This is a genomic window from Variovorax sp. VaC1, from assembly GCF_043658315.1.
GTDB lineage: Bacteria > Pseudomonadota > Gammaproteobacteria > Burkholderiales > Burkholderiaceae_C > Variovorax.
In genome coordinates this window covers 375698-400655 of record NZ_JBIGLT010000008.1, presented here as the reverse complement: position 1 = coordinate 400655, position 24958 = coordinate 375698, and the positions used below count along the sequence as shown (strand labels likewise).

Here is a 24958-nt window from a genome sequence, read left to right as displayed (position 1 = left end):
GCGGGGGCAACACCTGCGGCCCGGCGGAGCCGGTTCCGCGGTGTTGCGCGAAAAGTCCGGGTTGGCGATTGATTGCACGGCAGAAAATTTTCATGATCAACGCGCTCGAGTCGTCTTCCACCCGCCCGTACCTCATCCGGGCGCTGTACGAATGGTGCACCGACAACGGGTTCACGCCCTATGTCGCGGTGCAGGTCGACGACACCGTCCAGGTGCCGCGCGAATACGTGAAGAACGGTGAGATCGTGCTCAACATCAGCTTCGACGCGACCAGTTCGCTCAAGCTCGGCAATGATTTCATCGAGTTCAAGGCCCGTTTCGCGGGCAGCGCGCGTGAAATCAGCGTGCCGGTGGGGCGCGTGATCGCGATCTACGCGCGCGAGAACGGACAGGGCATGGCGTTTCCCGCGCCTGCGCCCGCCGCAGCGGACGCTGGCAACAACGGCGATGCGCAGCCCGCCGTGCCGGCACACACCGGACCGGCGCGCATGCCATTGCGCGATGCGTCGCGCGGCACCGAAGGCGATGCAGGCAAGATCGTCCATCTGGTGACGGGCGAGGACGCCGACGAGACGGTCGAGGCCAGCCCGGCTGACCCGGTCGACGAACCACCGCGCCCGCCGGTTGGCGGCGGTTCCAGGCCATCGCTCAAGCGCGTCAAGTAGACGCCAGCGCCGGTGCCCCGGGTGGGGCACCGTGGCGCGGCTAGAATCCCGCAGAGAAAAATACGCCGCTTTAGCTCAATTGGTAGAGCACCCGCCTTGTAAGCGGAAGGTCGTCAGTTCGATTCCGACAAGCGGCACCATCACACAGCCCTGGATCACTCAGGGCATCCAAATCCCCAGGATTTCCAGAAAATTCGGGGATTTTTCATTGAGCGCCACTTTTCAGTGAAGCCCACCGCATGCGCCAACCGAAGACAGCCCCGGACCACGATGTCTATCTGAAGACAAAGTATTTCCCCGCACTGGACGGGCTGCGGGCGTTGTCGGTTTTCCTCGTGTTCGCGATGCATTTCGGCGGCGAGATCGCGGGCTCGCGCGTCGGCTGGCTCGGTGTGTACGTTTTCTTCGTGCTCTCCGGCTACCTCATCACGACGCTGCTGCTGCGTGAATGGGACGCGACCGGCTTCGTGTCGCTGAAGGCTTTCTACATCCGCCGCAGTACGCGGCTGCTGCCGGCCTATTTCCTCGTGTACCTGATGATGATGGTCGTCAGTTACTTCCAGAGTGACACGGCCTGGGCCGAGATGAAGGCGGCAACGCCTTACTTCCTCACCTTCATGAACGAGTTCGCCGCGTCTTCGCCGTTCGGCCTCACGTGGTCATTGGGCGTGGAATGGAAGTACTACATGGTGTGGCCGCTGCTGCTCGTCATGTTCGGCCGCACCTCGGGCGCACGCTTTGCCGTTGCCATGGTCTGCCTCGGGGTGGCGCTGGTCATCATGCTCGGCCAGCTGCATCCGGTGTGGCTCACGCCCTGGGGCTATTTCGGATTGATCCTGGGCTCGCTCACCGCCTTGCTGCTGCACTCGCGTGCCGGGTACGAGCGGCTGCGTTGCCTGACTGGCAACAAGGCCGCATTCTTCCTCGCGTTCGTGCTGTTCGTCTGGTATCGCCGGGCCGACTGGATCGAGTCGCGCATCGGAATGCCGCTGATGGTGGCGGTGTTCTGCACGCTCGTGGCGCTGCTGATGCCCGCCCTGATCGCCAACAACACCTACGTCGCCCGCGTCATGGGATGGCGGCCGCTTGTCTTCATCGGCCAACGCTCGTATGCCATGTACCTGCTGCAGGTCATCGCGGCGCTGGTGGTGATCTTCGTTCTTCCGGGTACCACCGTCGGTCCGCTCCTGCTGTTCGGCAGCTTCGCCGTCGCGCTGGTTGCGGCCCATGTGCTCTACCAATGGTTCGAGCGACCGATCGCGCGTTGGGGCCATGGGTGGGCCGAAGCCGTCAAGGAAGGCGCTGGCGACACCCAGCCCGCACCGGGCGCGAAGCTCGGGTAGGCGCGGACAGCCGCTCGGCCCGGTGATCGGGCCTTGCTCAATGCGCAGCCGACTGCGCAACACCCTGCATCAACAGCCCCAGCATCGCCAGCTGCGCCACCAGCGCCGGCCGCTGCGCGGACCGCATGTTCTCCAGCACGGCGCCCAGCAAGCTCGCGCCATGCCCCAGCCCTGACTGCTTCAACCGCAGCACCTGCGCCTCGGCCCGCGACAACGCGCCGCCGCCCTGATGCCGCAGCCCCTGGCGCAGCCACAGCGCGAGCAGTTCGAGCGTGTCGGCAGCGAGTGCATTCAACGCCGGCGTTTCCTCCGCATCGCTCTGCAGGGCGAGCGGCTGCGGTGCCACTGCTTCGGCCTGCAGCACCACGGCGCGCTGTGCCGTCAGCAGGCTCAACGGCTGCATGACGGCGCGGCCGCCCTGCAGGTGCACCGTGCCCGCCACAGCGCGCAGAGCGCCCCATTCGCCCGCGAGTGCGCGCGCCAGCGCATCGACGGCACCGGGAGACACAGCGCGATGCGGCAGTGCCAGGTGCAGCAGTTCGGTGTCGCCACGCTCATCCGCGTCTTGTGTCTCGTCGGCCGCCGCCTGGCCCAGCCTCGCGTGCAGCACCTGCGCCGCCGCATCCCAGTGGCAGGACGCGACCTCCATGCGTTCGAAGGCGACCACGTGCAGTTGCCCCGACGCGCCGGCCGACGCGCCGCTCGCGGCCTGCCGCGGCCGCACGAAATCCGGTGGTGCGTCGCGCAGGTGCGCCACCAGCGCGGCGATGCTGTCTTGCCGCAGCGGTGCGACGAGGTCGTCCCACGACTTGGGCGACAGCGGCAGCACGCCGGTCTGGCGCGCACCCGCCGTGATGTCGACCAGCCCGTTGGCGCGCCGCGTCGCGGTCTTGGTGATGACCTGCCCACTCGCCAACTGCCGCAGCGGAAAGCCCGCGACGCGGCGCCCCAGCAGGTTGGGCGCGGTCCCGCCGGCGGCGATGTCCGCCGCCCGCGTCCACTGGCGCTCCAGCACCGTCACGTTCTGCGTGTCGGGGTCGGCAAAGAGAATGCTCGCGCCTTCGCCCGTTTCGTCGGACCAGAGTTCGGCACCGAGCGACACCAGCCGCAGGTGGTCGAGCGCGACTTCGCCCTTCACGCCGATGCCCAGTATCTGGCTGGCCAGCAGCGCGGGCCGCGTCTGCTGCGGGCGCTCGGCATGGGCGGCCGCCTGCAGCCGCGCCCACAGCTCGGCCAGCACGCGCACCAGCCGCAGGGGCTCGAAGCGGCTGCTGCGTGCCTGCTGCGCCTGCACCAGTTGCCAGAGTTCGTCGAGCGCGTCGTCGATCCAGTTCCAGGCCAGCGCGCGCGCCTGGTCGCGCACGGCCTCGAAGCGCGCCGCCAGGGCCATCAGTGGCTGGCTCGATCCGTCGAGCCAGAGCGACAGCAGCAGGGCGTCGATCTGCGCGCGCAGCGTTTGGGCGGCCGCGCCTTGCATCGGCTGTGGTGCGCTGCTGCCGGTGTCCGCGCCGTTCGAGGCCGGTGACTGCACTTCGACCATGACCTCGGCCGAGCCCGGCTGCAGCGCTCCCGCCTGCCGGAAGGCCCAGAGCGCGATCACCACGTGCGCGCAGCCGCTGCCTTGCTTGCAGTCGCAGCGTGCGTGCACGAGCGAGCTGCGCGAGAAGAAGCGCACGCTGCACATCGGCAGCCGCGCCACCGGCGGCGCATTGGCGCTGCGCCACGCCTGCACGCCGACCACAGGCCGTGCCAGGGCGAGCTTGTGCGCCTGTTCGAGCACGGAAGGCGCGAAGCTGGCCGCCAGCGCGGCATCGTCGAATTCGGCGGGGCTCCATGCGCCGCCGGGTTCCGCGGGCGCCTCGGCGTTGTCGTCGGTCGGCGTGGCCTCGGCCTGCTGCGTGGCCGCAGCCGAAGCCGCCTGCGCCTGATAAGCCAGCACCAGCATCACCCGGTGCCTGCACATGCCGCTGGCGGGGCAGCTGCATTGCGCGTCGCGCAGCGTGCGCCCGGTCGGCAGGCTGGTGCGCACGCCATCGTCGAAGTGGGCCTGGACCACGCCGTCCGCGCCGATCTCCAGCCGCGGCAGCAGGCCGGCCGCCACGTCTTTCTGCGCCCGCTTGACGAAGCCGGCGTTGGCCAGCGCCGTAAGCGCTTCGGGTGTGAGTTCGAGCAGGTCGGTGCGCAATCCGGGGGAAGTCATTGCGCTCATCCCTGCACCTTCTCGGCCAGCCAGCCCGCGAGCTGGCCCGGCGTCATCGCGCCGATCTGCGCGCCCTCGCGCACCAGCCGTGCGGCCATCTCGCGGTCGAAGGCCGGCTCGGCCTGCGCGTCGAGCGCGGCCAGCCCGAGCACCTTCGCACCCGACTCGACCAGCGCCTTCACGCGGCGCACCAGTTCGTGCTCGCTGCCGCCTTCATAAAAGTCGCTGACCAGCACCACGATGCTCTTGCGCGGATTGGCGATCAGCGACTGCGCATAGGCCACCGCCTTCGCGATGTCGGTACCGCCGCCCAGCTGCACCTTCATCAGCAGCTCGACCGGGTCCGACACATCGGAGGTCAGGTCGACCACCGCCGTATCGAAGGCCACCAGCCGCGTGCGCATGCCGGGCAGCTGCCACAGGCAGGCGGCCATCACCGCGCTGTGGATTACCGAGTCGACCATCGAGCCGCTCTGGTCGATCAGCAGGATGATGTCCCACGGCTCGGTGTGCCGCTTCGTGCGGCTGATGAACACCGGCCGTTCCACATAGAGCTTGCGGCGTTCCGGGTCGTAGCGATGCAGGTTGGCGGCCAGCGTCTGCTTGAAGTCGAAGTTGCGCGCGATCTTCATGCGCGAGCGGCGGCGCCGGTCGCGGCTGCCGCTGAAGGCCTGCCGCACTTCGGTGGCGAGCTTTTCCATGATGCGGCGAACCACCTCGGCCACGAGCTTGCGCGCGGCCGCGAGCACCTGCGGGTTCATCAGGTGCTTGGTGTGCAGCACCGCGCGCAGCAGCGATTCGGAAGGCTCGATGCGCTCCAGCACTTCAAGATTCGTGACCACCTCGTCGATGCCGTAGCGCTCGACCGCGTCCTGCTCCAGCCGCTCGATCACTTCCTTCGGAAAGAGCGTGTGAATGGTGTTGATCCAGTCGGGCGTGCTGAGCGCCGAGGGGCCGAGGCCCGCGCTGCGTTCGCCGCGGCTGGCGCGATCGCCGTCGCGGCCGTAGAGCCAGTCGAGTGCGGCGTCGGCGGCCTGCGCCTCGGCGCCAAGGCTGCCGCAGGACGCTTCGGCCGGGTCACCCAGCAGCAGGCGCCAGCGTTGCAGCGGATCGGGAATGTCCAGGCTCATGGGCGGGGGCTCCCGTCGAAATCCTTGTCGTCGTTGTCGAGCGTGACGCCCCAGGCCGCAAGGCGTGCGAGCACGGCGTCTTCGACCATGCGCGCCTGGGCCAGCGCTTCGGGCGCGACTTCGCCGGCGTGCGGTGCGGTGAGCGCGCGGCGCGACAGGTGCCTGGCGTCGTGCAGCGTCAGCACCTGTTCGGCCAGCAGGCCGCGCTCTTGTGGCGGCAGCCAGGAGAAGGCGGCGCGCAGGCTGGGCATGGCGCGCACGAAGTCGGCGTTGTCCAGCGCCTGCACCGTGCGGTCCATGCCGCGGACGAAGGCCGGCTCGGACGACAGCGTTTCGCGCGCCAGCGCCAGCAGGCCGGTGAGCGCATCGCCGAGCACCGGTGCGGACAGCGAATGCAGCAGCTGCATCGCCTCGTTCACGCCTGCGCCTGCATCGTCGTGTTGCTGCTGTGCACCTGCCGTGCGGCCCGCAAGGCTCAGCGTGGCGCCCAGCGCGGCGCCGCGGCTCACCGGCGCGGCGCTGGCGTCGGCGGCCTTGCGCTGCCAGACGGCGAGGGCGCGCGCCGGCTCCACGTCGAGCAGGGCCGGTGCATGTGCGTCGTGCGATGTGTCGGCCGCATGGGCCAGCACATCGGCCACGATCTGGCGCAATGCCAGATGGGCCTGCAGATGCGCCTGCATGTCGGCCGGCATGACGGCTGCGGGCGGCTCCAGCAGCCACAGCGCGCGGTCGAAGCCCGACTCGATCACCACGCGCAGCACCGGCGCATCGGCCATGCCCAGCATCTGGCCGTGGCGCAGCAGCGTGTGCAGCACCGACAGGGCCGGACCCAGCGCCTCGAAGCGCGGCTCGTTGGCGATGGCGCCCTGCAGCTCGCGCAGCAGCGAATCGCTCAGTGCCGAGAGCCCCGCCCACGCGGCCCGGTTGAGCCCATCGGCCAGCGGCCCGATGCGGCCCTGCGCCTGCCGCAGATCGTCTTCGAGCCGGGCACGCGCCGCGTCATGCAGGCTCGCACCCCAGGCGCCGGCCTCGATCAGCGCGGCTTGCTGCTCCAGCGGCTCGGACAGTGCCCAGATTTCGGTGCGTTCGCCCGACATGGCCAGCGCCGGCCCTTGCGTGCGGCGTACGCCGGGCAGCCGAAGGATCGACAGGCGATGCAGCACGCGGCTCTTCGCGCGGTCGGCGTCGGCCAGCAGGTCGATCTTGAGCTGGCCGCGCAGCACGATGCCGTGCGCCGCCAGCTCGGCCGCCACCGCCGCCACCAGCGGTGGCTGCGGCGTGCCGGGCGCGAGGCGGCCGACGGTGTCGCCGGCCAGCACGTCCATGGCCTGCACCAGCACCGGGTCAGTGCCGGGGCGGATCGCGCCGCGATAGGTCCAGGGCAGTGGCGCATCGAGCGCGTCTTTCACCAGCGCGCCGGCCAGCGCGTCGAGCCAGTCGGAGCGCAGCGGCTTCTCGTGGCCGCGCAGCCGCGCAAGGCCTTGCGCGCGCAGGTGCACGGCCATCAGGTCGGCGGTGGAGGCGGGCAGTTTCTTGTCGCGCAGCCGCTGCATCACATGCTGCAGCGCGCGGTGCGCGGCACCCTCGGGACCATGCTCCCAGACCCACTGGTAGTAGGCCGGGGAGGGCATGCCCGAGGCATAGCCGGCGAAGGCATCGAGGCGCTTGAAGGTGTAGGGCACGAGGTAGGAGCCGAAGCGCAGCGGCGCATCGGCTTTGGCATCGTGGCCTGCTTCATCGGAAGCTTCGAGTGATGGCGCGGGCGTTGCGGGCAGGTCGGCCGGCTGCCTCTGCCAGAGCCGCGCGAGCGCAGGCGCGTGGTAGCCGCCGCACACCACCAGCGCCTGCGTGCGGCCCGGCTCGGCCGGCTGCGCCATCGCCCAGGCGATCCAGCGCGCCATCATCTGTTCGCGCGCCTGGTTGCCCAGCGAGCCGGGGTCTTCGCCGCGCAGGTGCTCGAAGTAGGTGGCCAGGCGCCGCGCCAGCTCGGCCGCATCGCAGCCGTCTTCGAACAGGTGGTCCCACAGCGCGTCGCGGCCCTGCACCGAGAGCTTTTCGGTCAGCGCGCGTTCGTAGGCTTCGGCGCGCTCTTCATGCTGCGCATCGGCCACGTCGGCATAGCGGTTCTCCATGCGCGAGAAGGCGTCGTGCCACGCGGGCAGATCGATGAAGCGCACCTGCGCGCCTGTTTCGCGCGCCACCTGCAGCGCTTGCCACTCGGGCGAGTGCTCGGCAAAGGGCGACCACGAGCCGCGATGCGTTTCGTCGCCCGAGAGGTAGCTGTAGATCGCCACTGGCAACCGGTGCGGCAGGTACAGCTCGTCGAGCCGTTCGTTGAAATCGGCCGGCCCTTCGATCAGCACGTACGACGGGCGCAAGGTGCGGATGCGCTCGGCCACCAGCCGCGCGCAGGCGGGGCTGTGGTGGCGCACACCGACGATGTGGGGCTGTGTCATGGCCGCACGTTCAGGGAAGACGATGTCGCGCCTCGTAGTACGCACGCCAGTGCGCGCCGCTGCGCTTGGCGGCCTTCTGCTCGAAGTAGCGGCGCAGCTTTGCGCGGTCGTCCGCGTTGTCTTTCACCACCGTGCCCGCGATACAGTCGACGAGGTCGGCCGGCGAGCCTTCGCGCTGCTCGAGGAACCATGCGCGAACGCCCACCGCATGCGCCACGTTCACGGCCTCGGCGGTGGACATCACGGCCGTGAGCCGGTCCATCGCCGCATCGCCGCCATTGCTGTTGTTGCCGTTGCCGCCTTCCTTGGCCGGCGCGCCGCGCAGGTCGCGGAAGGTGGACACCAGCAGTTCCAGCACCGGTGCGGGAATGGTCTTCGGAATGCCGCTCTGTGCCAGCAGGCGCGTGGACGACTCCTGCACCAGCGCCAGTTCGCGGTCGAAGTCGAGGATGGGGAACACGGTTTCGAAATCGAAGCGGCGCTTGAGCGCCGCGCTCATTTCGTTCACGCCGCGGTCGCGTGTGTTGGCGGTGGCGATGATGTTGAAGCCCTCGCGCGCATAGAGCATGCCGTGCTCGCCCGACAACTCGGGCACCGCCATGACGCGGTCCGACAGCATGCCGAGCAGGCAGTCCTGCACCTCGAGCGGCGCGCGTGTGATTTCCTCGAAGCGCACCACCTGGCCTTTCTGCATGCCCAGGTACAGCGGCGCCGGCACCAGCGCGCGCGGGCTCGGGCCTTCGTTGATGAGCAGCGCGTAGTTCCAGCCGTACTTGATCTGGTCTTCGGTGATCGAGGCGCCGCCCTGGATGGTGAGCGTCGAAATGCCCGAGATGGCCGTGGCCAGCAGCTCCGACAGCATCGACTTCGCCGTGCCCGGCTCGCCCACCAGCATCAGCCCGCGGCCGGTGGCCAGCGTCACCAGCATGCGCTCGATGCTGGCCACGGGCGCGACGATCTTGGGTGCGATGTCGAGCGACGCATCGCCCAGGATGAAGGCGCGCGCGGCCTTCAGGCCCAGCGCCCAGCCGGGCGGACGCGGGTCTTTGTCCTGCGCCTGCAGCCGTGCGAGTTGCGCGGCGTACTGGATCTCGGCCGGCGGGCGCTGCAGTTGCGTTGGCGTTTGCGGCGCACCGGTGTCTTTGGAGCTTTTGCTGGATGTGGCCATGGTGGGTGCTGATGAAACTAGAGGAGCTTGTACTGGCCGGGCTTGCCGGTCTCGATGGTGATGTCCGAGCTTTCGTGCGAATAGGTGTGGGTGGCACGCAGCCGGATGCGCCCGTCCTGGAAGGTCTCGCGCCGGTTGCCGACGTCGATGACGTTCATGCCGTTCGACAGCTCCTTCACCAGCACGCGCGCCACCCGCCGTGGCGCGCCGCGTTCGCCGACCGCCAGCCATTCGATCCACAGCCGAGAGTGCACGTGTTCGACGCCCTGTTGGACGATCACGATGCGCAGCACGCCGCTGTCGCGGGCCGAGCGCCATTCGCCGCCGGCGGCCACGGTGTCGACCTGCGGCGGCACCTCGGGTGCCGCCACGCGGGCGGTCGCTGGAGCCATGGCCGCGAGCAACCCCGCAGCCAGCAGCCAGGGGCGCAGCCGCGCGACTGCGGCATTCATGCCCGCAGGCCTTCCATGTCGCGGATCAGTTCACTCGCGGAAATCGGATCGAGCAGGTTCAACGTTTCGGCGTCGCGCATGTCGCCCCAGCCCGAGGGCTTGCCGACCTGCACCTGGCCCAGCGTCTGCTCGGGGTACTCGTCCACCATGCCGACGATGATGCCGGGGTCGAGGCTCAGCTCGATCACGCGGTTCGTGCCCAGCGGCTTGCTGAAGTACCAGATGCAGCCCGCGTCCTGCGCCTGGCCGCGGCGCCAGCCCTTGTTGACCAGGCCCAGCACGCGGCCGGTGGGTACCTTCACGTCTTTCCAGCGTTCGAGCTTCAGGCTCTTCTTTTCTTCGTCGGTCAGGGTGTAGACATCGCGGCCGATCTGCGCGAAGGGCTGCAGCAGCTCGTAGTCGGCGAACACCTGGCCGAAGGCGCCGGCGTCGGCGGCCGACAGGTCCAGCGCATGCGGCACGCCGATGCGGATGTTCTCGCCTTCGGGAAGATCGAAGGCGTCGTCTTCGGCCGTGGTGTAGCTGCCGTCTTCCGCCACGCGGAAACACGCCTGCAGCGTGCCGCCGTAGTTGCCACCGCCTTCCACCACATACACGCCCCAGATCAGCCGCTGCACGATGTGGCGCACCAGCGGATGCTCGACCAGGAAGGTGCGGAACACCTCGGGCGTCCAGCGCCGGCGCGCGCACATCGCCACTTCGAGGCGCAGCAGCTGCTGGCTCGCGATGGTGCGCACGTCCTTCTTGAGCAGCTTGAAGCGCTCGACGGCCTCCTTGCCCAGTTCGGCGTCGTCGGTCTTCTTGGGCTTGGGCAGGTCGGGCAGCCGTGCGCCGTCGACACTGCCATTCGCACCGCCGGTGCTTTCGCGCACATAGGGCTTGAGCGCTTCGTCGAAGCCGACCTTGAAGGCGCGCGGGCCGAAGTCGAGCAGCATCGTGCCCTGCTCGTCGAGGCCGAGGTCGGGCGCGAGCCGGTCTTCGAGTTCCTCGGTGCTCAGGCCGCGCGCCTCGGCGATGGTGTCGATCTTTTCGCGCGCCTTGTCCTGCAGGCCCTTGAACTTGACCTTCTGCGCGATGCCGTTGAGCAGCATCAGCGCGACGTCGCTGCCGATGGTGGCCAGCACGTCCAGGCCGGTCACGGCGCGTGCATGCGCCGCTTCGCCGGGCCACGCGCGAATGAAGGGCGTGAGCTTGCGTGCCGTGTCGTCGTTGCCGAACAGGCCCAGCGCGGTGAGCGCCCAGCCTTCCTTGCTCGGGCCGCTGGCGTCGAGCCAGGCGCTGAACGCGTCCCACGCGAACTCGGCCAGCGAGTCGGCGTCGCAGGCTTCCTTGACCATGGCGATACCGCCGTAGATTTCCTCGTTGGTCGGAAAGGTCAGCATCTGACCGAGATGGTCGAGCGCCTCGTCGGGCAAGGCCTTGCCGTTCCTGAGCGTCGGCCGGCGCCAGCCGCGCGGCTGCCAGAACTCGGGCAGCTTGGCGCGCTTGGTGGGAAAGCGGTCGAGCGGGCTTTCGTCGAGCACAGCGCGCAGCGCCTGCACCACCTCGGGCTGGCCATAGCGGCCGGCCACGTCGAGCAGCAGGGCCTCGTGGCCGTTGGCTTGCAAGAGGCGCAGCGCCGAGCCCGCGCAGTCGCGTGCCTCGCCGGCCTTGCCCAGCGCCGGTGCGATCAGGCCGCAGGCCGCGTGCTCGGGAAACTTCAGCAGCCATTCGCGGCCGGTGGCTCGCAGGGTCTTGAGCTTGGCGAAGGCGCGCGCGGCCGGTGCCGCCAGTCCGGGCGCGCCGTAGTTGAGCGCATACGACAGGTTCTCGGTCGGCTTCGAGCGCACCATCGAGGTCAGCCCCGGCAGCACCGCCAGGCCGTGGGTGGCCAGCATCATCCCGATGTCGTCGCTTTCGGTCTCACCGGCCACCGCGTTCCAGAAGGGCACGCCGATGGCGGCCGGCAGCAGCGCGGCATAGCTCGAATTGAAGGTGAACCAGTAGTAGCGCTCCTTCTTGCGCTCGGCCACCATCGCGCGCCAGCTGTCGATCAGGGCGCCGGCATCGCCGGCCCGGATGGCGGCCGCGGCAGCCTCGCCGAGCGGGGCGATCGTCTTCTGCTTTTTCTTGTCGAAACCCAGCTCGTCGAGCAGCACCTCCACGTTCTGCCGTGCCGATGCATGGCGGTTCACCTGCCATGAGTTCAGGCGCAGCGCGGACTCGCGTTCGCCTTCGTTCCATTGCTCCACCGCGGGCAGTGGCAGCGGCTCCAGCACCAGCGTGCCGGCGGCCTTCTTCTGCACCTTGGCAAGCCATGGCGGCGCGGCCAGCACGGGCGGCAATTCATCGGCGCCGGCCACTTCGGCGGGACCGGACAGCAGCGCGAGCTGCTTGTCGATGACGGCTTGCGCGCCGGCGTCCAGCCAGGGCCGCAGCGCGGGCAGGGCGGCGCCGTGGGCGCGCAGCAGGCGCGTGAGGCTGGGCGTGACGAGGTTGGCGTCCTTGCCGCCAGCGGCCACCAGCCGCGACAGCGCGGCGATGGCGGCCATCGGCCAGCGGTCGACCGAGAGCGCAAGGCGCGCCAGCGCGCCCTTCGAATTGCTCGCCACGCGGGCCAGCGCCTGCACGGCCTCGGGGGTGCCGATGCAGGCGAGCGCATCGCCCGCGTCGTCGTTGGCGGCGCCGCGCTCCAGCACGGGCACGGCCTCGGTGCCGCGCTCCTGCACCAGCGTGCTGGTCATGTGGCTGTCGCCCCAGAAGCCGCTCGAATAGCTGAGCCGGACCTTGGCGGCCAGCGCGATGGCGGCCGGGTCGGTGGCCGTCAGCAGCAGCCAGTGCATGGTTTCGGGCGTGTCTTTTTCGGCCGCGAGCGAATGCACAAGCGCATTCGAGATCTCGGGGGCGTCGGGCAGCATCAGGGCCAGCGTGGACTGGCGGCTGGGGTGAATGCCGGGCAGCGCGGCTTCGATCCGGTCGCGGCAGTCTTGCCAGACATCGGGGGCAGCGCCGGCAAGGTGCGCGCGCAATGCCTGCTCGCCCTGTCCGAGCGGCCCGTGGTAGCTGTTGCCCATGGCGCGGTTCACCGCGCTGCCGAAGCTGCTGCGGCGGGCCTGGGCCTGCCGGTCGTAGTCGGTCTGCACCTGGATCTTCTGTGCAGCGAGCAGGAGGTCGATGGCGCCGGGCAGGCCGTATTGCGCCACCAGGTAGTTCGCCACCACCTCGCCGGGCTCGCTTTCCCCGTAGTAGCCGCCGGTGCTGAGTGCCAGCGCCAGCAGCACGGTGTCGGACTCGGCATCGGCCGGCGGCTCGGGCAGCGCCACGCGATCGAGCATGCGTTGCACCGCAGGCTGCAGGGCCGCATCGCTGTTGCCCACATCGACCTTCGGGTCGAGCTTGCGGCGCACCAGCAGCCAGGTGGCGGCCACGCTCGTGGCGGCGGCCGGCTTGGACGGGAAGCGGCGCGAGGGGAAGGCCTGGCGCAGCATCTCGGGCGAGAGCCGCACGGGCGTGCCGCCGGCCAGCCAGGGCGGTGTGTCGGCATCGACGGGCAGCTCCGCGACCGATGGCGCGGCAGGTGCCTGCGCAGCGGCCTGCGATGCGGCCGCACCGAGTTGCCTGGCGATCGCCTGCGCGTCCTTGGCGGGCGTGCAACTGGTGCCCCAGCCATCCAGCAGGCCCTCGGCCTTGAGCCGCTTGAACGCCAGCGCCGCGCCTTGCTCGCTCACGCCATGCTGGCGCTTGAGCGTGCCGGGGGACAAGGTGTCTGTGCTTGTGAGTTCGCCTGCTTCCATCTTGGCGCGGACCGCTTCGAACACGCGGTCGGCCTGGCTGTCGATGCTTTCGCTGGCGGGGGTTGCGGCTTCTTCTTGCGCAGGTGCGCTGGCGGTGTCGTCGCCGGCCGTTGCCGCAGGCTTCGCAGCTGCGGGTGCGCGTGCGGGCGTGGCTGCTTTTTCTTCGGCGGCGGTTTCGGTCTTTGGCTTGGCTTCGGTCTTGCCGATGGCCGCGTTGGCGGCCACGCCGACTTCGCTGTAGCCCTTGCCGGTTTTCTCGGCCACCAGCTTGGTCAGTTGTGCGGCTGCCTTGGTGGCGTCGGCGAAAGACTTGGTCTGGCTCTGGCCCGCGGTGCCGATGCGGCCCCATCGGATGTTGAGGTCGGTGTCGGCCTGTTCCACTTCCCAGAATTTGCTGGCGGTTCCTTCGATCAGTTCAAAACGGCGCATGGAAAAAACGTCCTCCTGTGAATCGACGATGCGCCCTGTCGGCGCTGCATGTGGCGAATGGATCGGCGCAACAGCGGTGCCTGGGCATGGGGCGTGAGGGCCCGCGCGATGCGTGCCGCCCGCGTGCCCCCGCACGCTGTGTCACCTTGCGAGGATAAAGGCCCGATGTGAAAGCCCGACCTGTCAAAAACGTGACAGCCGGGCCTTCGGTGGTGCGCAAGAAACGGGCGATGGGAGTGAAGGAAATCTCATGCCTGAATGATGCACGGCGCCCCGTGCGCCGAGGGGTACGAAAAATTCATTCATGAGGCCACCTCGTTCGCGAACGCATAGGCGGGGCCCATCCGTTGCTGCTCGCAATGGCGCAGCGCGCGTTCGGCCGCCTGCACGATGCTCTCGAGCGTGTCGCCATCGGCGGGGTGGCTGGCGATGCCGAAGTTCAGCTCGCCACCCGCGAGCAGCCGGCCGTCGTGCTCGACCGGCCGTGCGCCGGCGGTCAGCATGCGGATGGCCATTTCCGCGAGCTTCTGCCGCGCCGGGGTGCCGACGAGCAGGATCGCGAATTCGTCGCCGCCGAGCCGGGCCACCATGTCGTCCGCGCGCACCTGCTGGCGCAGGCGCCGGGCCATGGCCGCCAGCACGGCATCGCCGCCCGCGCGCCCGTGCCGTTCGTTCACGCGCCTGAAGCCGTTCAGGTCGGCCAGCATCAACGAGAAGGGGCGGCCCTCGCGCAGCCAGTCCTTGCCGCGGCTCTCGAAGCCGGCGCGGCTGGTGGCGCCGGTCAGCGCGTCGGTGCCCAGGTCTTCGACCTTGCGCTGCACGCGCGTTTCGAGCGCCTGCTCGGTCCGCAGGCGCACGCCCATGGCGGCCGCGAACACCAGCAGTTCCGCGATCACGGCGGCCTGCGCGAAATTCATCCGGCGGGGCGCCCAGGCCGGGTCGAGCCAGATCGACATCGGCGTGGCCGAGATGCCGCCGAGCAGCAGCACCATGCCGGCCAGGAACAGCGCCGACGGCCAGGGCAGGCGGCGCAGCGCCATCACCGCGCCGACGGCAAGAAGCACGGTCGAGGCCACCACCAGCGCCTGCACCACGCGCAGCGTCCACACGAGCTGCGTTTCGACCGCCGCGTAAAGCGCGGCGACTGCGAAGACCGCCAGCGTGGCCTGTGCAACCCGGTCGAGCCGGGGCGCGAAGTCCTTGAGCCGCAGCAACTGCCGGCCGAACTGCAGGCGGCAGACCGTCCACAACACCAGCGCCACCGCCGGCCAATGGGCGGACGACGCGGGCGGCGTGCGCAACGCGAGGCTGTTCAGGCCGGCAAAGGCGACCAGCGCGCAGGCGCAGGCCAGCGCGTAGTAGCTATGGACCGTCGCGCGAAACGCCAGCAGCAGGACGAGGCCGCACACCATGAGGCCTGCCAGCAGGCCGTAGCTCACGCCATCGATCATGGCCGCAGGCCGGTGGAAGGGAGGGGGACATGGCAGGAAGGCATCCGGGCGTCTCGAAGTTCTTCTTGTGGAATACGAAAGTAACCGATCGTATCTCCGAAGCCCGGATGCGGGTGTCCCCTGTGACCCCTATGTCGCCGGCCTGGGGCCCGGCTGAAAGGCTAGAACTCCGCGCCTTCGACCAGGAAGCGCAGGCGCCGCACGCCCTGCCACTCGTCCGCATCGAGCCGGAACGCCAGCTTGACCTTCGGCGGCAGCGGCTCGGTGTGGCTGAACCAGATCGCATCGATCGGCTGGCCCTGGTGCCTGAGCTTGAGCGCCAGGTGCTTCTCGCCCACCAGCCGTTGCGACACCACTTCGACTTCTTCGCTGAAGGTCGGCGGCGCGAAGCCCTGGCCCCACACCTCCTTGTGCAGCGTGTCGACGAGGTCGATGCGCATGTACTCGCGTGCGATGGGCCCGTCGGTTTCGATCTGGCGCGTGAGCGCGGCGGCGGCCAGCCATTCGCCGGCCACCTGCGCGAGCCCTTGCTCGAAGGTCTTGAAATGCTCGCGCGCCACGGTGCAGCCGGCCGCCATCGCATGCCCGCCGAAGCGCAGCAGCACGCCGGGGTGGCGCTTGGCGACGAGGTCGAGCGCGTCGCGCAGATGAAAGCCGGGGATCGAGCGGCCTGAGCCTTTCAGCTCCTGTTCCTTGCCCGGCGCGCCGCTGGCCGCGAACACGAAGGTCGGCCGGTGAAAGCGGTCCTTGATGCGCGAGGCCACGATGCCGACCACGCCTTCGTGGAAGTTCGCGTCGAACACGCTGATGGCCGGTGGTGGGGCTTCGATGCCTTCACCGTCGGCGGCAAAGAGCGATTCGGCCAGCAGCAGTGCCTGGTCGCGCATGCCGCCTTCGATGTCGCGCCGCTCGCGGTTGATGCCGTCGAGCATGCGCGCGAGTTCTTCGGCGCGGCCCGCGTCGTCGGTCAGCAGGCATTCGATGCCCAGCGTCATGTCGGCCAGCCGGCCGGCCGCGTTGATGCGCGGGCCGAGTGCAAAGCCGAAGTCGAAGGTGGTCGCGACCGAGGCGTTGCGGCCCGCGGCCTTGAAGAGCGCCGCCACGCCCGCAGGCATCGCGCCCGCGCGGATGCGGCGCAGGCCTTGCGCCACCAGCCGGCGGTTGTTGGCGTCGAGCTTCACCACGTCGGCGACGGTGCCGAGCGCGACCAGCGGCAGCAGCGCATCGAGCTTGGGCTGTGTCGCCACGTCGAACACGCCGCGCGCGCGCAACTCGGAGCGCAGCGCCAGCAGCACATAGAACATGACGCCGACACCGGCGATGCTCTTGCTCTCGAACTCGCAGCCCGGTTGGTTCGGGTTGACCAGCACGTCGGCCACCGGCAGCTCGGGGCCGGGCAAGTGGTGGTCGGTCACCAGCACCTGCAGGCCGCGTGCCTTGGCGGCAAAAACGCCCTCGACGCTGGCGATGCCGTTGTCGACGGTAATCAGCATGTCGGCGCCGCTGTCGGCCACGCGCTCGGCAATCGGCGGCGTGAGGCCGTAGCCATCGACCACGCGGTCGGGCACGAGGTAGCTCACGTTCTTCGCGCCCAGCAGGCGCAGGCCGCGCACGCCGACCGCGCAGGCGGTGGCGCCGTCGCAGTCGTAGTCGGCCACGATGCACAGGCGCTTGTCTTGCGCCATCGCGTCGGCCAGCAGCACAGCAGCTTCGCGCGTGCCGCGCAGCGTGTCGGGCGGTAGCAGGCGGACCAGGCCGTCGTCGAGTTCTTCCTTGGCGCGCACGCCGCGCGCCGCGAAAAGGCGCGCCAGCAGCGGATGCACGCCGGCCTGTTCCAGCGCCCAGACGGTGCGCGGCGGGATCTCACGGGCGACGATCTTCATAGCGACTCCAGCACGCTCGATGCGCGCGTGCGATCGAACAGGCTCTTGGCCCAGCGGGCCAGTCCGCGCTGCTGCACGGTGTAGCGCTGCGCCGCGCGGTCGCCGCAAAGTGTGAGGGTCACGTCGGCGCCGCGCGTGTAGTCGGTCAGCAGGTCGGCGATGGCACCGGCGTCCAGCGCCTGCCAGGCGGCGGCCCAGGCCGCGCCGTCGTCGCGCAGGGCGGCGACGCGCAGGGCATCGTTGACTTCGGGCGTGGCGGCGGGTCGCGCTGCCTCGTTCTTCAGCGCGCCGGTGCCGCTGAGCCAGAACGAGTTGATGGGCGGCACGCCGCGCGCGGCTCGGTCGTCGTTCACGCGTTGCGTGTAGAGCAGCATCTGCATCTCGTTCTGCAGGCGGCGCAGGGGGCGCGCCGAGTCGCCCAGCGGCGACCACTGCGAGATCGGGAAGCCCACCGCGCGGTCGATGGAGGCGGTGGCCAGCCCGTCGAAGATGGGCGCGCATGCGAGCCAGCGGCCCGGCGTGTCGGAGGGGTAGAGCGCAATGCCGTCTTCTTCGAAGAACGGGCCCGCGACAGCCAGCAGGGCCATCGATTCGGCGGCGTCGATCTCGATGGCGGACGGATCGCCCAGCGCCACGTCGTCGATGCCGACCTGCCAGTTGCACAGCGTCACGAGGCCCCAGCCTTCGTGGTCGCCGGGCGCGGCCAGGCCGGTTTTTCGGGCTTCGAGCGCGGCCCAGGGAATGCAGCCATCGGCGGCGGAGATGCCCAGTGCCGTTGCGAGCGCGCGTTCATGCGGAGGCGAGCGCGTGCTTTCGTCCTGCGAGTCGGTGTCGGCCAGGGTCAGTCGCAGCAACAGGGTTTCGAGGTTCGGCAGCCGCAGGGTGGGCAGCGCGGCGCGGCAAGCAGGGGAACCGCGGCCGGCAAAGGGGATCAACAAATGACGTGGGGGGTGTTCGGCCATCCCCTTATTGTCCGGGAAGCCCCAAGGGAATCCGGGATGCCACAATTCCGACCCTATGCGACTCCCCTATGAACTGCAGCTCGGCTGGCGCTACACGCGCGCAGGCCGGGCGACGCGGCGCAACGGCTTCATCTCCTTCATCTCCGGTGTCTCGATGCTCGGCATCGCGCTGGGCGTGGCGGCGCTGATCATTGTGCTCAGTGTGATGAACGGCTTCCAGAAAGAGGTGCGCGACCGCATGCTCGGCGTGGTGTCGCACATCGAGATCCTTTCGCGCGACGGCCAGGCGCTGCAGGACATCGACCAGATCATGGCGGCGGCGCGCAAGAACCCCGAGGTGGTCGGCGCGGCGCCCTTCATCAACACGCAGGCGCTGATCGCGCGCGGTGAAGACATGAAGGGCGCGATCATTCGCGGCATCGACCCCAAGCTCGAGCCCGAAGTCACCGACACCAACGGCATTGCCGCGGGCGGCACCTTCGACAAGCTGGTGCCGGGCCAGTTCGGCATCGTGCTGGGCATCGAGCTGGCGCGCTCGATGTTCGTGCAGCCGGGCGACCAGGTCACGCTGGTGGCACCGGGCGGGCAGGTCACGCCGGCCGGCGTGGTGCCCAGGCTCAAGCAGTTCACCGTGGTCGGCACCTTCGATTCGGGCCACTACGAGTACGACTCGGCGCTGGCCATGATCCACGAGGAAGACGCGGCCAAGGTGTTCCGCCTCGAAGGCCCGACCGGCATCCGCCTCAAGCTGAAAGACCTGAACGAGGCCCGCGACATCGCCGACCAGCTGGCCGTGACCTTGCCGGGCCAGTTCCTGATCCGCGACTGGACGCGCCAGAACAAGACCTGGTTCGCGGCCGTGCAGGTCGAGAAACGCATGATGTTCATCATCCTCACGCTGATCGTGGCGGTGGCGGCCTTCAACCTCGTCTCGACGCTGGTGATGACGGTGACCGACAAGCGCGCCGACATCGCCATCCTGCGCACGCTGGGCAGCTCGCCGCGCAGCATCATGGGCATTTTCGTGGTGCAGGGCGCGATGGTGGGCGTGATCGGCACCGGCATCGGCCTGCTGCTGGGGCTGGGCATCGCCTACAACATCGACGTGATCGTGCCCTTCCTCGAGCGGCTTTTCCACGCCAGCTTCTTGCCGAAGGACATCTACCTGATCAGCAAGATGCCGAGCGACCCGCAGCGCAGCGACATCATGCCGATTGCCATCATTTCCCTTGTCCTGTCGTTCCTGGCCACGCTGTACCCGAGCTGGCGCGCCAGCCGCGTGAACCCCGCCGAGGCCCTGCGCTATGAGTGACGTTGTATTGAAGGCCCGCGGCCTGACGAAGCGCTTCCACGAAGGCCGCCTCGACCTGACGGTGCTGCACGGTGTCGACCTCGACGTGCATGCCGGCGAAACGCTGGCCATCGTCGGCGCCTCGGGCTCCGGCAAGAGCACGCTGCTGCACCTGATGGGCGGGCTCGATGCGCCCACGTCCGGCAAGGTCGAACTGCTGGGCAAGGACATCGCGCATGCCGATGCCGCCGAGCAAGGGCGCCTGCGCAACCAGCACCTGGGCTTCGTCTACCAGTTCCATCATCTGCTGCCCGAGTTCAGCGCGCTCGACAACGTGGCGATGCCGCTGAAGATCCGCCGCGTGGAGCCGGCGCAGGCTGTGCAGTCGGCGACGAAGATTTTGTCGAGTGTGGGCTTGGCCGAGCGCTTGCACCATCGGCCGGCAGAGCTGTCGGGCGGCGAGCGCCAGCGCGTGGCGATCGCGCGGGCGCTGGTCACGCAGCCTGCCTGCGTGCTGGCCGACGAGCCCACGGGCAACCTCGACCGCAGCACTGCCGATACGGTATTCGCGCTGATGCTCGATCTGGCGCATCGACATGGCACCGCCTTTGTGATGGTCACGCATGACCAGGATCTGGCGAAGCGTTGCGATCGGGTGTTGCAACTCGTGGCCGGCCGGCTGGCCGGCTGATCACGTCTTTCTCCCTCCCCTTCCGGGGGAGGGCAGGGGTGGGGGCACGGCGGCCCCTTCGATGCCGCGCAGTCTTTGAGGCCGCGCGGCCCCCATCCCAACCTTCCCCCAGAGGGGAAAGGGGCTAATGCGAAGAGAAGGCTTCTTCTTCCGTCTGCCGCGCATCCAGCGGCAGTACGCACAACACCTTTCCACCCAGCGTCAGCACAAGGCCGATCCGTCCACCGATCTGCATGACCTGGCAGACCGCGCGCGGCGCACCACCGGCTGTGGCGGCCATCGAGGCCGACGCCCCGAAGGCCCGCGTGGGTGGTTGCCGCAGCATCGCGAACAGCAGCTTCGCATCGCAGTCGTGCAGCGCCTGCCGGTACACGTGAAAGTGCGCGTCCGATCCGGCGTCGTTGTCGCGCCCCTCGTCCGCGCGGCTCTCCTGCCGCAGCCGCAGCAGCGCACGATGCAGCTGCTGCCTGCAGGCCGACTCGGTCTTGCCGCTGGCCTCCGCGATCTCCTTGAAGCTGGCCTCGAAGACCTCGCGCAGCAGCACGGCGGCCGCATCCGCCGGCGACAGCCGCGTGGCCAACAGGCGCAGCGCCTGCGCCGTGGATTCGGCCAGTGCCGCGTCGTCCTGTGCCGAAGGCGCCTCGTGCGCGGTGCCTTGTGCCTCGGCGCCGGCATCCTGCAGCCAGGCCTGCATCCAGTTGCGCCGCCGCAGCCGGTCGATGGCCAGGTGCTGCATCACCGTGGTCAGCCAGGCTTGGGCCGCATCGAGTTCGCGGGCGTTGCCCTGGCCTGTTTCCAGTGCGCGCAGGTAGGTGTCCTGCACCACGTCTTCGGCCTCGGCCTTGCCGCCGAGCAGGCGCATGGCGGCACGAACCAGCCGGCCGCGATGCGCCGGGAATTGCGACAGATAGCGTTCATCGAGCATCGGCGCAGCTTGCCACAGCAGCGGCAATGTCACGAAACTGTGGGCTTGTTCGTCAAGACAGTTCAACCACAGGAGCTTTCTCCATGCAGCCCATGTTCTCAATGGAAACCGACGACGACACCAAGCCCGCGGCCACCGCCGAGCCGCGCAACTCCTACCTGGAGGAGAAGGCATTCAAATCGCGCACGCTCCTGATCTTCGGCACCATCACCGACGCCGTGGCCGCCGACGTGACGCGCCGGCTCATCGCGCTCGATGCGGACAACCAGCAACCCATCGACATCCTCGTGAGTTCGCCGGGCGGCCACCTGGAGTCGGGCGATGCCATCCACGACATCGTGCGCTTCATCAGCGCGCCGGTGAACATGATCGGCACCGGCTGGGTCGGCAGCGCAGCCACCCATCTGTTTTTGTCGGCACCGCGCGAGCGCCGCGTGTGTCTGCCCAACACCCGCTTCCTGATCCACCAGCCCAGCGGTGGCGCGGGCGGCCAGGCGACCGACATCGCCATCCAGGCGCAAGAGATCATCAAGGCCCGCCAGCGCATCGCGCACGAGATCGCGCGGGAAACCGGCAAGCCGATCGACGTGGTGCTGGCCGACATCGAGCGCGACCGCTGGCTGTCGGCCGACGAGGCGGTCGAATACGGGCTGGTCTCGCGCATCATCCAGCGCAAGACCGAGCTGCTGCAGGCCTGATCGATCAGGCCTTGGGCTTGTAAGCCACCACGTCGATCTCGACCTTCGCATCGACCATCAGCCGAGCCTCGGTGGTCGAGCGGGCGGGCTTGTTCTCGCCGAAGTAGCTCATGTAGATGCGGTTGAAGGCACCAAAGTCGCGCGCGTCCTGCAGCCAGACGGTGCTCTTGCACACGTCGTCGAGCGTGGCGCCGGCCAGGGCGAGCACGGTCTTGAGGTTTTCCATCACCTGGCGCGTCTGCGCCTCGATGCCGCCCACCACGATCTCGCCGTCCTTGTTGGCGGGCACCTGGCCCGACACATAGACGAAGTCGCCGGCGCGCACGGCCGGGGAGAAGGGGCGGACCTGGCGGTCGGAGGCAAGGGGCGGGGCGCCGAGGTATTCGAGAGGCATGAGGGGGCTCCTGAGGTTGTGAAGTGAACGATGGAAGGGGATGTGCGAGTATCCATCCAATCTGAAAATCTATTTCAGAAAAACCCTCTATCAAGGGTTAACACGGATGATTTGGCATGAATACTGCTTCAAAGTCCGGGCCGAAAAGAAAATTTCTTTCACAAACTTGCCCGCCCCCATGAAGGAGTTCCCCATGCCCCACGTCGGTCTTGTCCAGCGCCTGCCCCTGCTGTCGAAGCGCAGCCTGCTGGGCGCCTCCCTGCTCGCGATGCTCTGCGCCGCGCTGCCCCATCAGCAAGCGCATGCACAAGGCCCGCGCAACTTCGCCACGCTGGCGATGGTGGCCGAGCCGCAGACGCTCGACCCGATGGCATCGACCGCCGACCTGGTCGGAACCATCATGCAGCACGTGTACGAAACGCTCTACACCTTCGACGCCAAGTGGAACGTGGTGCCGATGCTGGCCGAGGGCATGCCGAAGATATCGGCCGACGGCAAGACCTACGCCATCACCCTGCGCAAGGGCGTGATGCTGCACAACGGCCGTGAACTCACGGCCGACGACGTGGTGGCCAGCCTGCAGCGCTGGATGGACCAGTCGCCGCGCGGCAAGGCCGTGGGCAAGGAAATCGACAGCCTCAAGGCCAAGGGCCCGCTGGCCGTCGACATCGTGCTGAAGGAACCTTACGCGCCGCTGCTGTCGCAACTGGCGCTGCCCAGCGGCATGGCGGCCATCATGGCGAAGGACTCGATCGCTTCGCCGCTCAAGGAATTCATCGGCACCGGCCCTTACAAGTTCAAGGAGCGCCGCCCCGACCAGTTCGTGCTGCTCACGCGCTTCGACAAGTACTCGGCGCGCAAGGAGCCGGCCAGCGGCTACGGCGGCAAGCGCGAGGCGGCCATCGAAGAGCTGCGCTTCGTGCCCGTGCCCAACGCCAGCACGCGCGTCGAAGGCGCATTGGCCGGCCAGTACGACTTTGCCGACCTGCTGCCGGTCGAAGCCCTGCCCCGCCTGGAGGCCGCGGGCGGCAAGACGCTGCCGATCATGACGCCGTCGTTCGGCTTCCCGTACCTCGTGCTCAACACCAAGGAAGGCGTGGCCGCCAACCCGGCCGTGCGCCAGGCGATCCAGACCGCCCTGGGCGAAGGCGAGATGCTCGCAGCCGGCTTCGGCGACACGCGCTTCTTCGTGGCCGAAGGCAATCACTTCCCCAAGGGCTCGCCGTTCTATTCGGCCTCGGGCGTCAACCAGTACAACCAGCGCAACGCCCCCAAGGCCAAGGAACTCGCAGCCAAGGCCGGCTACAAGGGCGAGCCGATCCGCGTGCTCACCAGCCGCCAGTACGACTTCCACTACAACATGGCCCTTTTGATGGCCGAGCAGCTCAAGCGCGCCGGCTTCAAGGTCGACCTCAACGTGGTCGACTGGGCCACGCTGGTGCAGCGCCGCAACGACTCCAAGCTGTGGGACGTCTACGTCACCCACTCGGGCCAGTTCCCCGAGCCGATGCTCTCGCCGCCGCAGCTCGGCGACGGTGCGCCCGGCTGGTGGGACACGCCCGCCAAGAAGGCGGCGCTGAATGCCTTCAACACCGAGAGCGATCCGGCCAAGCGCGGCGCGCTGTGGGGCAAGGTGCAGCAGGTCGTCTATGACGAAGTGCCCTACATCAACGTCGGCAAGTTCAACGGCCTCTCGGCCAAGAGCCCGGCGCTGGACAACTACACGCCCGCGACCTGGCCGTTCTTCTGGAACGCGAAGATCAAGTAAGGCACGGGGAACACAGCCATGCCATCGCGTCGCCAACTTTTGCAAGCCAGCGCACTGGCCTCCGGCCTCGGAGCCCTTGGCCTCACGGCCTCTACCGTTCAGGCCGCAACGTCCGGCCCGGTCTACGCCTATGTCGGCACCTACTCCGACGGCGGCAAGCCGTGGCGCGGCGGGCGCGGCCTGGGCGTGCACCAGTTCGTGCTCGACAGCGCCACCGGCGCGCTCAAGCCCATCCCCGGTGCGCCACCGGCCGTGGCGAGCACGGGCGAGGGTGCGAAGCTGCGCAACCCCGCCTCGCTCGCGCGCCATCCGAAGCTGCCGATGCTCTATGCGGCCAACGAGTTCGAGGCCGGCTCGGTCTCGGCCTTTCGCATCGGCGCGAACGGCGCACTCTCGTTCGTGTCCGAGACGCCCTGCGGCGGCAAGGACCCGGCCTACATCAGCGTGCACCCCGACGGCCGCTTTCTGTTCACGGCCAACTACGCGAGCGGCGACGTCAGCGTGATCGCCTTGCGCGCCGACGGCACGCCCGATGCCAGCGTTCCCGCCGTCGTCTACAAGGACGTCGAGGCCTGCGGTGCATCCACGCCGTGCAAGCCCGGCGCCGACGTGGTGCCTGAAGCCGCGCGCTCGCACGAAGGCTTTGCCACCAGCGACCACGACGGCCCGCACGCCCACATGGTGCATGCCGACCCGAAGGGCAACTTCGTGCTGGTGGCCGACCTGGGGCTCGATCGCGTCATCTCGTACCGCTTCGACCGCATCACCGGCGTGCTGAGCCAGCCGAGCACCGTGGCTGTGTCCGAAAGCTCGGGCGCGCGCCATTTCATCTTTCATCCGAACGGCAAGTGGTTCTACCTGGTGAATGAAGAGGCATCGACCATCGCCTTCATGCGCTATGACAACGCCACTGGCGTGCTCACGCTCGTGAGCGAAACCTCGGCGCTGCCGAAGGGCTTCAAGGGCACCAGCTACGCATCGGGCATCCGCATGCTGCCCGACGGCCAGCACTTCGTGTCGCTCAACCGCCTGCACGATTCGATCTCGCTCTTCAGGATCGATGCGCGCACCGGTGCGCCCACGCTGGTGCGCGAGGAATGGACGCGCGGCAACTACCCGCGCAGCTGCACGCTCGACCCGAGCGGCCGCTTCCTCTACGTGTGCCACAACAAGCAGGGCGACAACGTGACGGTCTTCCGCGTGCAGGGCGGCGACGTGAAGTTCACCGGCCAGTACGTGGCCGTGGGCAGCGCGGCAGCCATCGAGTTTTCGGCGTGAT

Annotated in this window: 18 protein-coding genes and 1 tRNA gene; 8 read left to right on the top strand and 11 right to left on the bottom strand. The window is 68.9% G+C overall.

Annotation, left to right across the window (positions count from 1 at the left end):
- Window positions 1-92: 92 nt before the first annotated feature.
- The 3 genes from ACGLHS_RS29680 (at window position 93) to ACGLHS_RS29670 (ending at window position 2008) form a co-directional block, all read left to right on the top strand.
- Entirely contained in the window at window positions 93-665 is a 573-nt protein-coding gene (locus ACGLHS_RS29680; protein ID WP_394485400.1) for a ClpXP protease specificity-enhancing factor, read from the top strand.
- Between the two features lie 64 nt (window positions 666-729).
- Window positions 730-805, top strand: a tRNA-Thr gene (locus ACGLHS_RS29675).
- Window positions 806-904: 99 nt separating this feature from the next.
- Entirely contained in the window at window positions 905-2008 is a 1104-nt protein-coding gene (locus ACGLHS_RS29670; RefSeq protein ID WP_394485399.1) for an acyltransferase family protein, read from the top strand.
- A gap of 37 nt (window positions 2009-2045) precedes the next feature.
- On the opposite strand, the gene ACGLHS_RS29665 is transcribed toward ACGLHS_RS29670, so the two are convergent.
- From ACGLHS_RS29665 to ACGLHS_RS29625, 9 genes are all read right to left on the bottom strand, one after another.
- Window positions 2046-4208, bottom strand: a complete 2163-nt coding sequence (locus tag ACGLHS_RS29665) for an SWIM zinc finger family protein (protein ID WP_394485397.1) — start codon at window positions 4206-4208, stop codon at window positions 2046-2048.
- A 5-nt stretch (window positions 4209-4213) separates the two neighbouring features.
- Window positions 4214-5338: a VWA domain-containing protein gene (locus ACGLHS_RS29660; RefSeq protein ID WP_394485396.1), complete on the bottom strand. Its 1125-nt coding sequence runs from the start codon at window positions 5336-5338 to the stop codon at window positions 4214-4216.
- Window positions 5335-7794 (bottom strand): DUF5682 family protein, encoded by a 2460-nt coding sequence (locus ACGLHS_RS29655; RefSeq protein ID WP_394485394.1) that lies wholly within the window; start codon window positions 7792-7794, stop codon window positions 5335-5337. The genes ACGLHS_RS29660 and ACGLHS_RS29655 overlap by 4 nt, the downstream gene beginning before the upstream one ends.
- Window positions 7795-7804: 10 nt before the next feature.
- Complete coding sequence (locus tag ACGLHS_RS29650) at window positions 7805-8962, bottom strand: AAA family ATPase (protein ID WP_394485393.1); 1158 nt, start codon at window positions 8960-8962, stop codon at window positions 7805-7807.
- Between the two features lie 17 nt (window positions 8963-8979).
- Window positions 8980-9414, bottom strand: a complete 435-nt coding sequence (locus ACGLHS_RS29645) for a hypothetical protein (protein ID WP_394485392.1) — start codon at window positions 9412-9414, stop codon at window positions 8980-8982.
- Window positions 9411-13616: a DUF4132 domain-containing protein gene (locus ACGLHS_RS29640; RefSeq protein WP_394485391.1), complete on the bottom strand. Its 4206-nt coding sequence runs from the start codon at window positions 13614-13616 to the stop codon at window positions 9411-9413. The genes ACGLHS_RS29645 and ACGLHS_RS29640 overlap by 4 nt, the downstream gene beginning before the upstream one ends.
- A 302-nt stretch (window positions 13617-13918) precedes the next feature.
- Complete coding sequence (locus ACGLHS_RS29635; protein WP_394485390.1) at window positions 13919-15067, bottom strand: diguanylate cyclase domain-containing protein; 1149 nt, start codon at window positions 15065-15067, stop codon at window positions 13919-13921.
- Between the two features lie 161 nt (window positions 15068-15228).
- Entirely contained in the window at window positions 15229-16950 is a 1722-nt protein-coding gene (gene recJ / locus ACGLHS_RS29630; RefSeq protein ID WP_394485389.1) for a single-stranded-DNA-specific exonuclease RecJ, read from the bottom strand.
- Window positions 16947-17912 (bottom strand): hypothetical protein, encoded by a 966-nt coding sequence (locus ACGLHS_RS29625; protein WP_394485387.1) that lies wholly within the window; start codon window positions 17910-17912, stop codon window positions 16947-16949. Before ACGLHS_RS29625 ends, recJ begins: the two co-directional genes overlap by 4 nt.
- Window positions 17913-17967: 55 nt before the next feature.
- Between ACGLHS_RS29625 and ACGLHS_RS29620 the strand changes: the two genes are divergently transcribed.
- On the top strand, window positions 17968-19224 hold the full coding sequence (locus ACGLHS_RS29620; RefSeq protein WP_093246018.1) for a lipoprotein-releasing ABC transporter permease subunit: 1257 nt from the start codon (window positions 17968-17970) through the stop codon (window positions 19222-19224).
- Window positions 19217-19894: a lipoprotein-releasing ABC transporter ATP-binding protein LolD gene (lolD, locus tag ACGLHS_RS29615; protein ID WP_093246016.1), complete on the top strand. Its 678-nt coding sequence runs from the start codon at window positions 19217-19219 to the stop codon at window positions 19892-19894. Before ACGLHS_RS29620 ends, lolD begins: the two co-directional genes overlap by 8 nt.
- Window positions 19895-20018: 124 nt before the next feature.
- On the opposite strand, the gene ACGLHS_RS29610 is transcribed toward lolD, so the two are convergent.
- A complete protein-coding gene (locus ACGLHS_RS29610; protein WP_394485386.1) occupies window positions 20019-20852 on the bottom strand; it encodes a sigma-70 family RNA polymerase sigma factor in 834 nt (277 codons plus the stop codon).
- A 68-nt stretch (window positions 20853-20920) separates the two neighbouring features.
- On the opposite strand from ACGLHS_RS29610, the gene ACGLHS_RS29605 reads away from it, so the two are divergent.
- The gene (locus ACGLHS_RS29605) at window positions 20921-21517 is read left to right on the top strand and encodes an ATP-dependent Clp protease proteolytic subunit (RefSeq protein WP_394485413.1); all 597 of its coding nucleotides are present in this window, start codon (window positions 20921-20923) and stop codon (window positions 21515-21517) included.
- 4 nt (window positions 21518-21521) lie between these two features.
- On the opposite strand, the gene ACGLHS_RS29600 is transcribed toward ACGLHS_RS29605, so the two are convergent.
- The gene (locus tag ACGLHS_RS29600) at window positions 21522-21911 is read right to left on the bottom strand and encodes a RidA family protein (RefSeq protein ID WP_093048728.1); all 390 of its coding nucleotides are present in this window, start codon (window positions 21909-21911) and stop codon (window positions 21522-21524) included.
- Between the two features lie 193 nt (window positions 21912-22104).
- On the opposite strand from ACGLHS_RS29600, the gene ACGLHS_RS29595 reads away from it, so the two are divergent.
- Both ACGLHS_RS29595 and ACGLHS_RS29590 read left to right on the top strand, forming a co-directional pair.
- A complete protein-coding gene (locus ACGLHS_RS29595; RefSeq protein WP_394485385.1) occupies window positions 22105-23679 on the top strand; it encodes an ABC transporter substrate-binding protein in 1575 nt (524 codons plus the stop codon).
- An 18-nt stretch (window positions 23680-23697) separates the two neighbouring features.
- Complete coding sequence (locus ACGLHS_RS29590; protein ID WP_394485384.1) at window positions 23698-24957, top strand: lactonase family protein; 1260 nt, start codon at window positions 23698-23700, stop codon at window positions 24955-24957.
- The last annotated feature ends 1 nt before the right edge of the window (window position 24958 follow it).

Excerpts from the sequence above, each read along its gene's own strand:
- ACGLHS_RS29680 (WP_394485400.1), top strand. The coding sequence starts at position 93 with ATGATCAACGCGCTCGAGTCGTCTTCCACCCGCCCGTACCTCATCCGG.
- ACGLHS_RS29670 (WP_394485399.1), top strand. The coding sequence starts at position 905 with ATGCGCCAACCGAAGACAGCCCCGGACCACGATGTCTATCTGAAGACA.
- ACGLHS_RS29665 (WP_394485397.1), bottom strand. The coding sequence starts at position 4,208 with ATGACTTCCCCCGGATTGCGCACCGACCTGCTCGAACTCACACCCGAA.
- ACGLHS_RS29660 (WP_394485396.1), bottom strand. The coding sequence starts at position 5,338 with ATGAGCCTGGACATTCCCGATCCGCTGCAACGCTGGCGCCTGCTGCTG.
- ACGLHS_RS29655 (WP_394485394.1), bottom strand. The coding sequence starts at position 7,794 with ATGACACAGCCCCACATCGTCGGTGTGCGCCACCACAGCCCCGCCTGC.
- ACGLHS_RS29650 (WP_394485393.1), bottom strand. The coding sequence starts at position 8,962 with ATGGCCACATCCAGCAAAAGCTCCAAAGACACCGGTGCGCCGCAAACG.
- ACGLHS_RS29645 (WP_394485392.1), bottom strand. The coding sequence starts at position 9,414 with ATGAATGCCGCAGTCGCGCGGCTGCGCCCCTGGCTGCTGGCTGCGGGG.
- ACGLHS_RS29640 (WP_394485391.1), bottom strand. The coding sequence starts at position 13,616 with ATGCGCCGTTTTGAACTGATCGAAGGAACCGCCAGCAAATTCTGGGAA.
- ACGLHS_RS29635 (WP_394485390.1), bottom strand. The coding sequence starts at position 15,067 with ATGATCGATGGCGTGAGCTACGGCCTGCTGGCAGGCCTCATGGTGTGC.
- recJ (WP_394485389.1), bottom strand. The coding sequence starts at position 16,950 with ATGAAGATCGTCGCCCGTGAGATCCCGCCGCGCACCGTCTGGGCGCTG.
- ACGLHS_RS29625 (WP_394485387.1), bottom strand. The coding sequence starts at position 17,912 with ATGGCCGAACACCCCCCACGTCATTTGTTGATCCCCTTTGCCGGCCGC.
- ACGLHS_RS29620 (WP_093246018.1), top strand. The coding sequence starts at position 17,968 with ATGCGACTCCCCTATGAACTGCAGCTCGGCTGGCGCTACACGCGCGCA.
- lolD (WP_093246016.1), top strand. The coding sequence starts at position 19,217 with ATGAGTGACGTTGTATTGAAGGCCCGCGGCCTGACGAAGCGCTTCCAC.
- ACGLHS_RS29605 (WP_394485413.1), top strand. The coding sequence starts at position 20,921 with ATGGAAACCGACGACGACACCAAGCCCGCGGCCACCGCCGAGCCGCGC.
- ACGLHS_RS29600 (WP_093048728.1), bottom strand. The coding sequence starts at position 21,911 with ATGCCTCTCGAATACCTCGGCGCCCCGCCCCTTGCCTCCGACCGCCAG.
- ACGLHS_RS29595 (WP_394485385.1), top strand. The coding sequence starts at position 22,105 with ATGCCCCACGTCGGTCTTGTCCAGCGCCTGCCCCTGCTGTCGAAGCGC.
- ACGLHS_RS29590 (WP_394485384.1), top strand. The coding sequence starts at position 23,698 with ATGCCATCGCGTCGCCAACTTTTGCAAGCCAGCGCACTGGCCTCCGGC.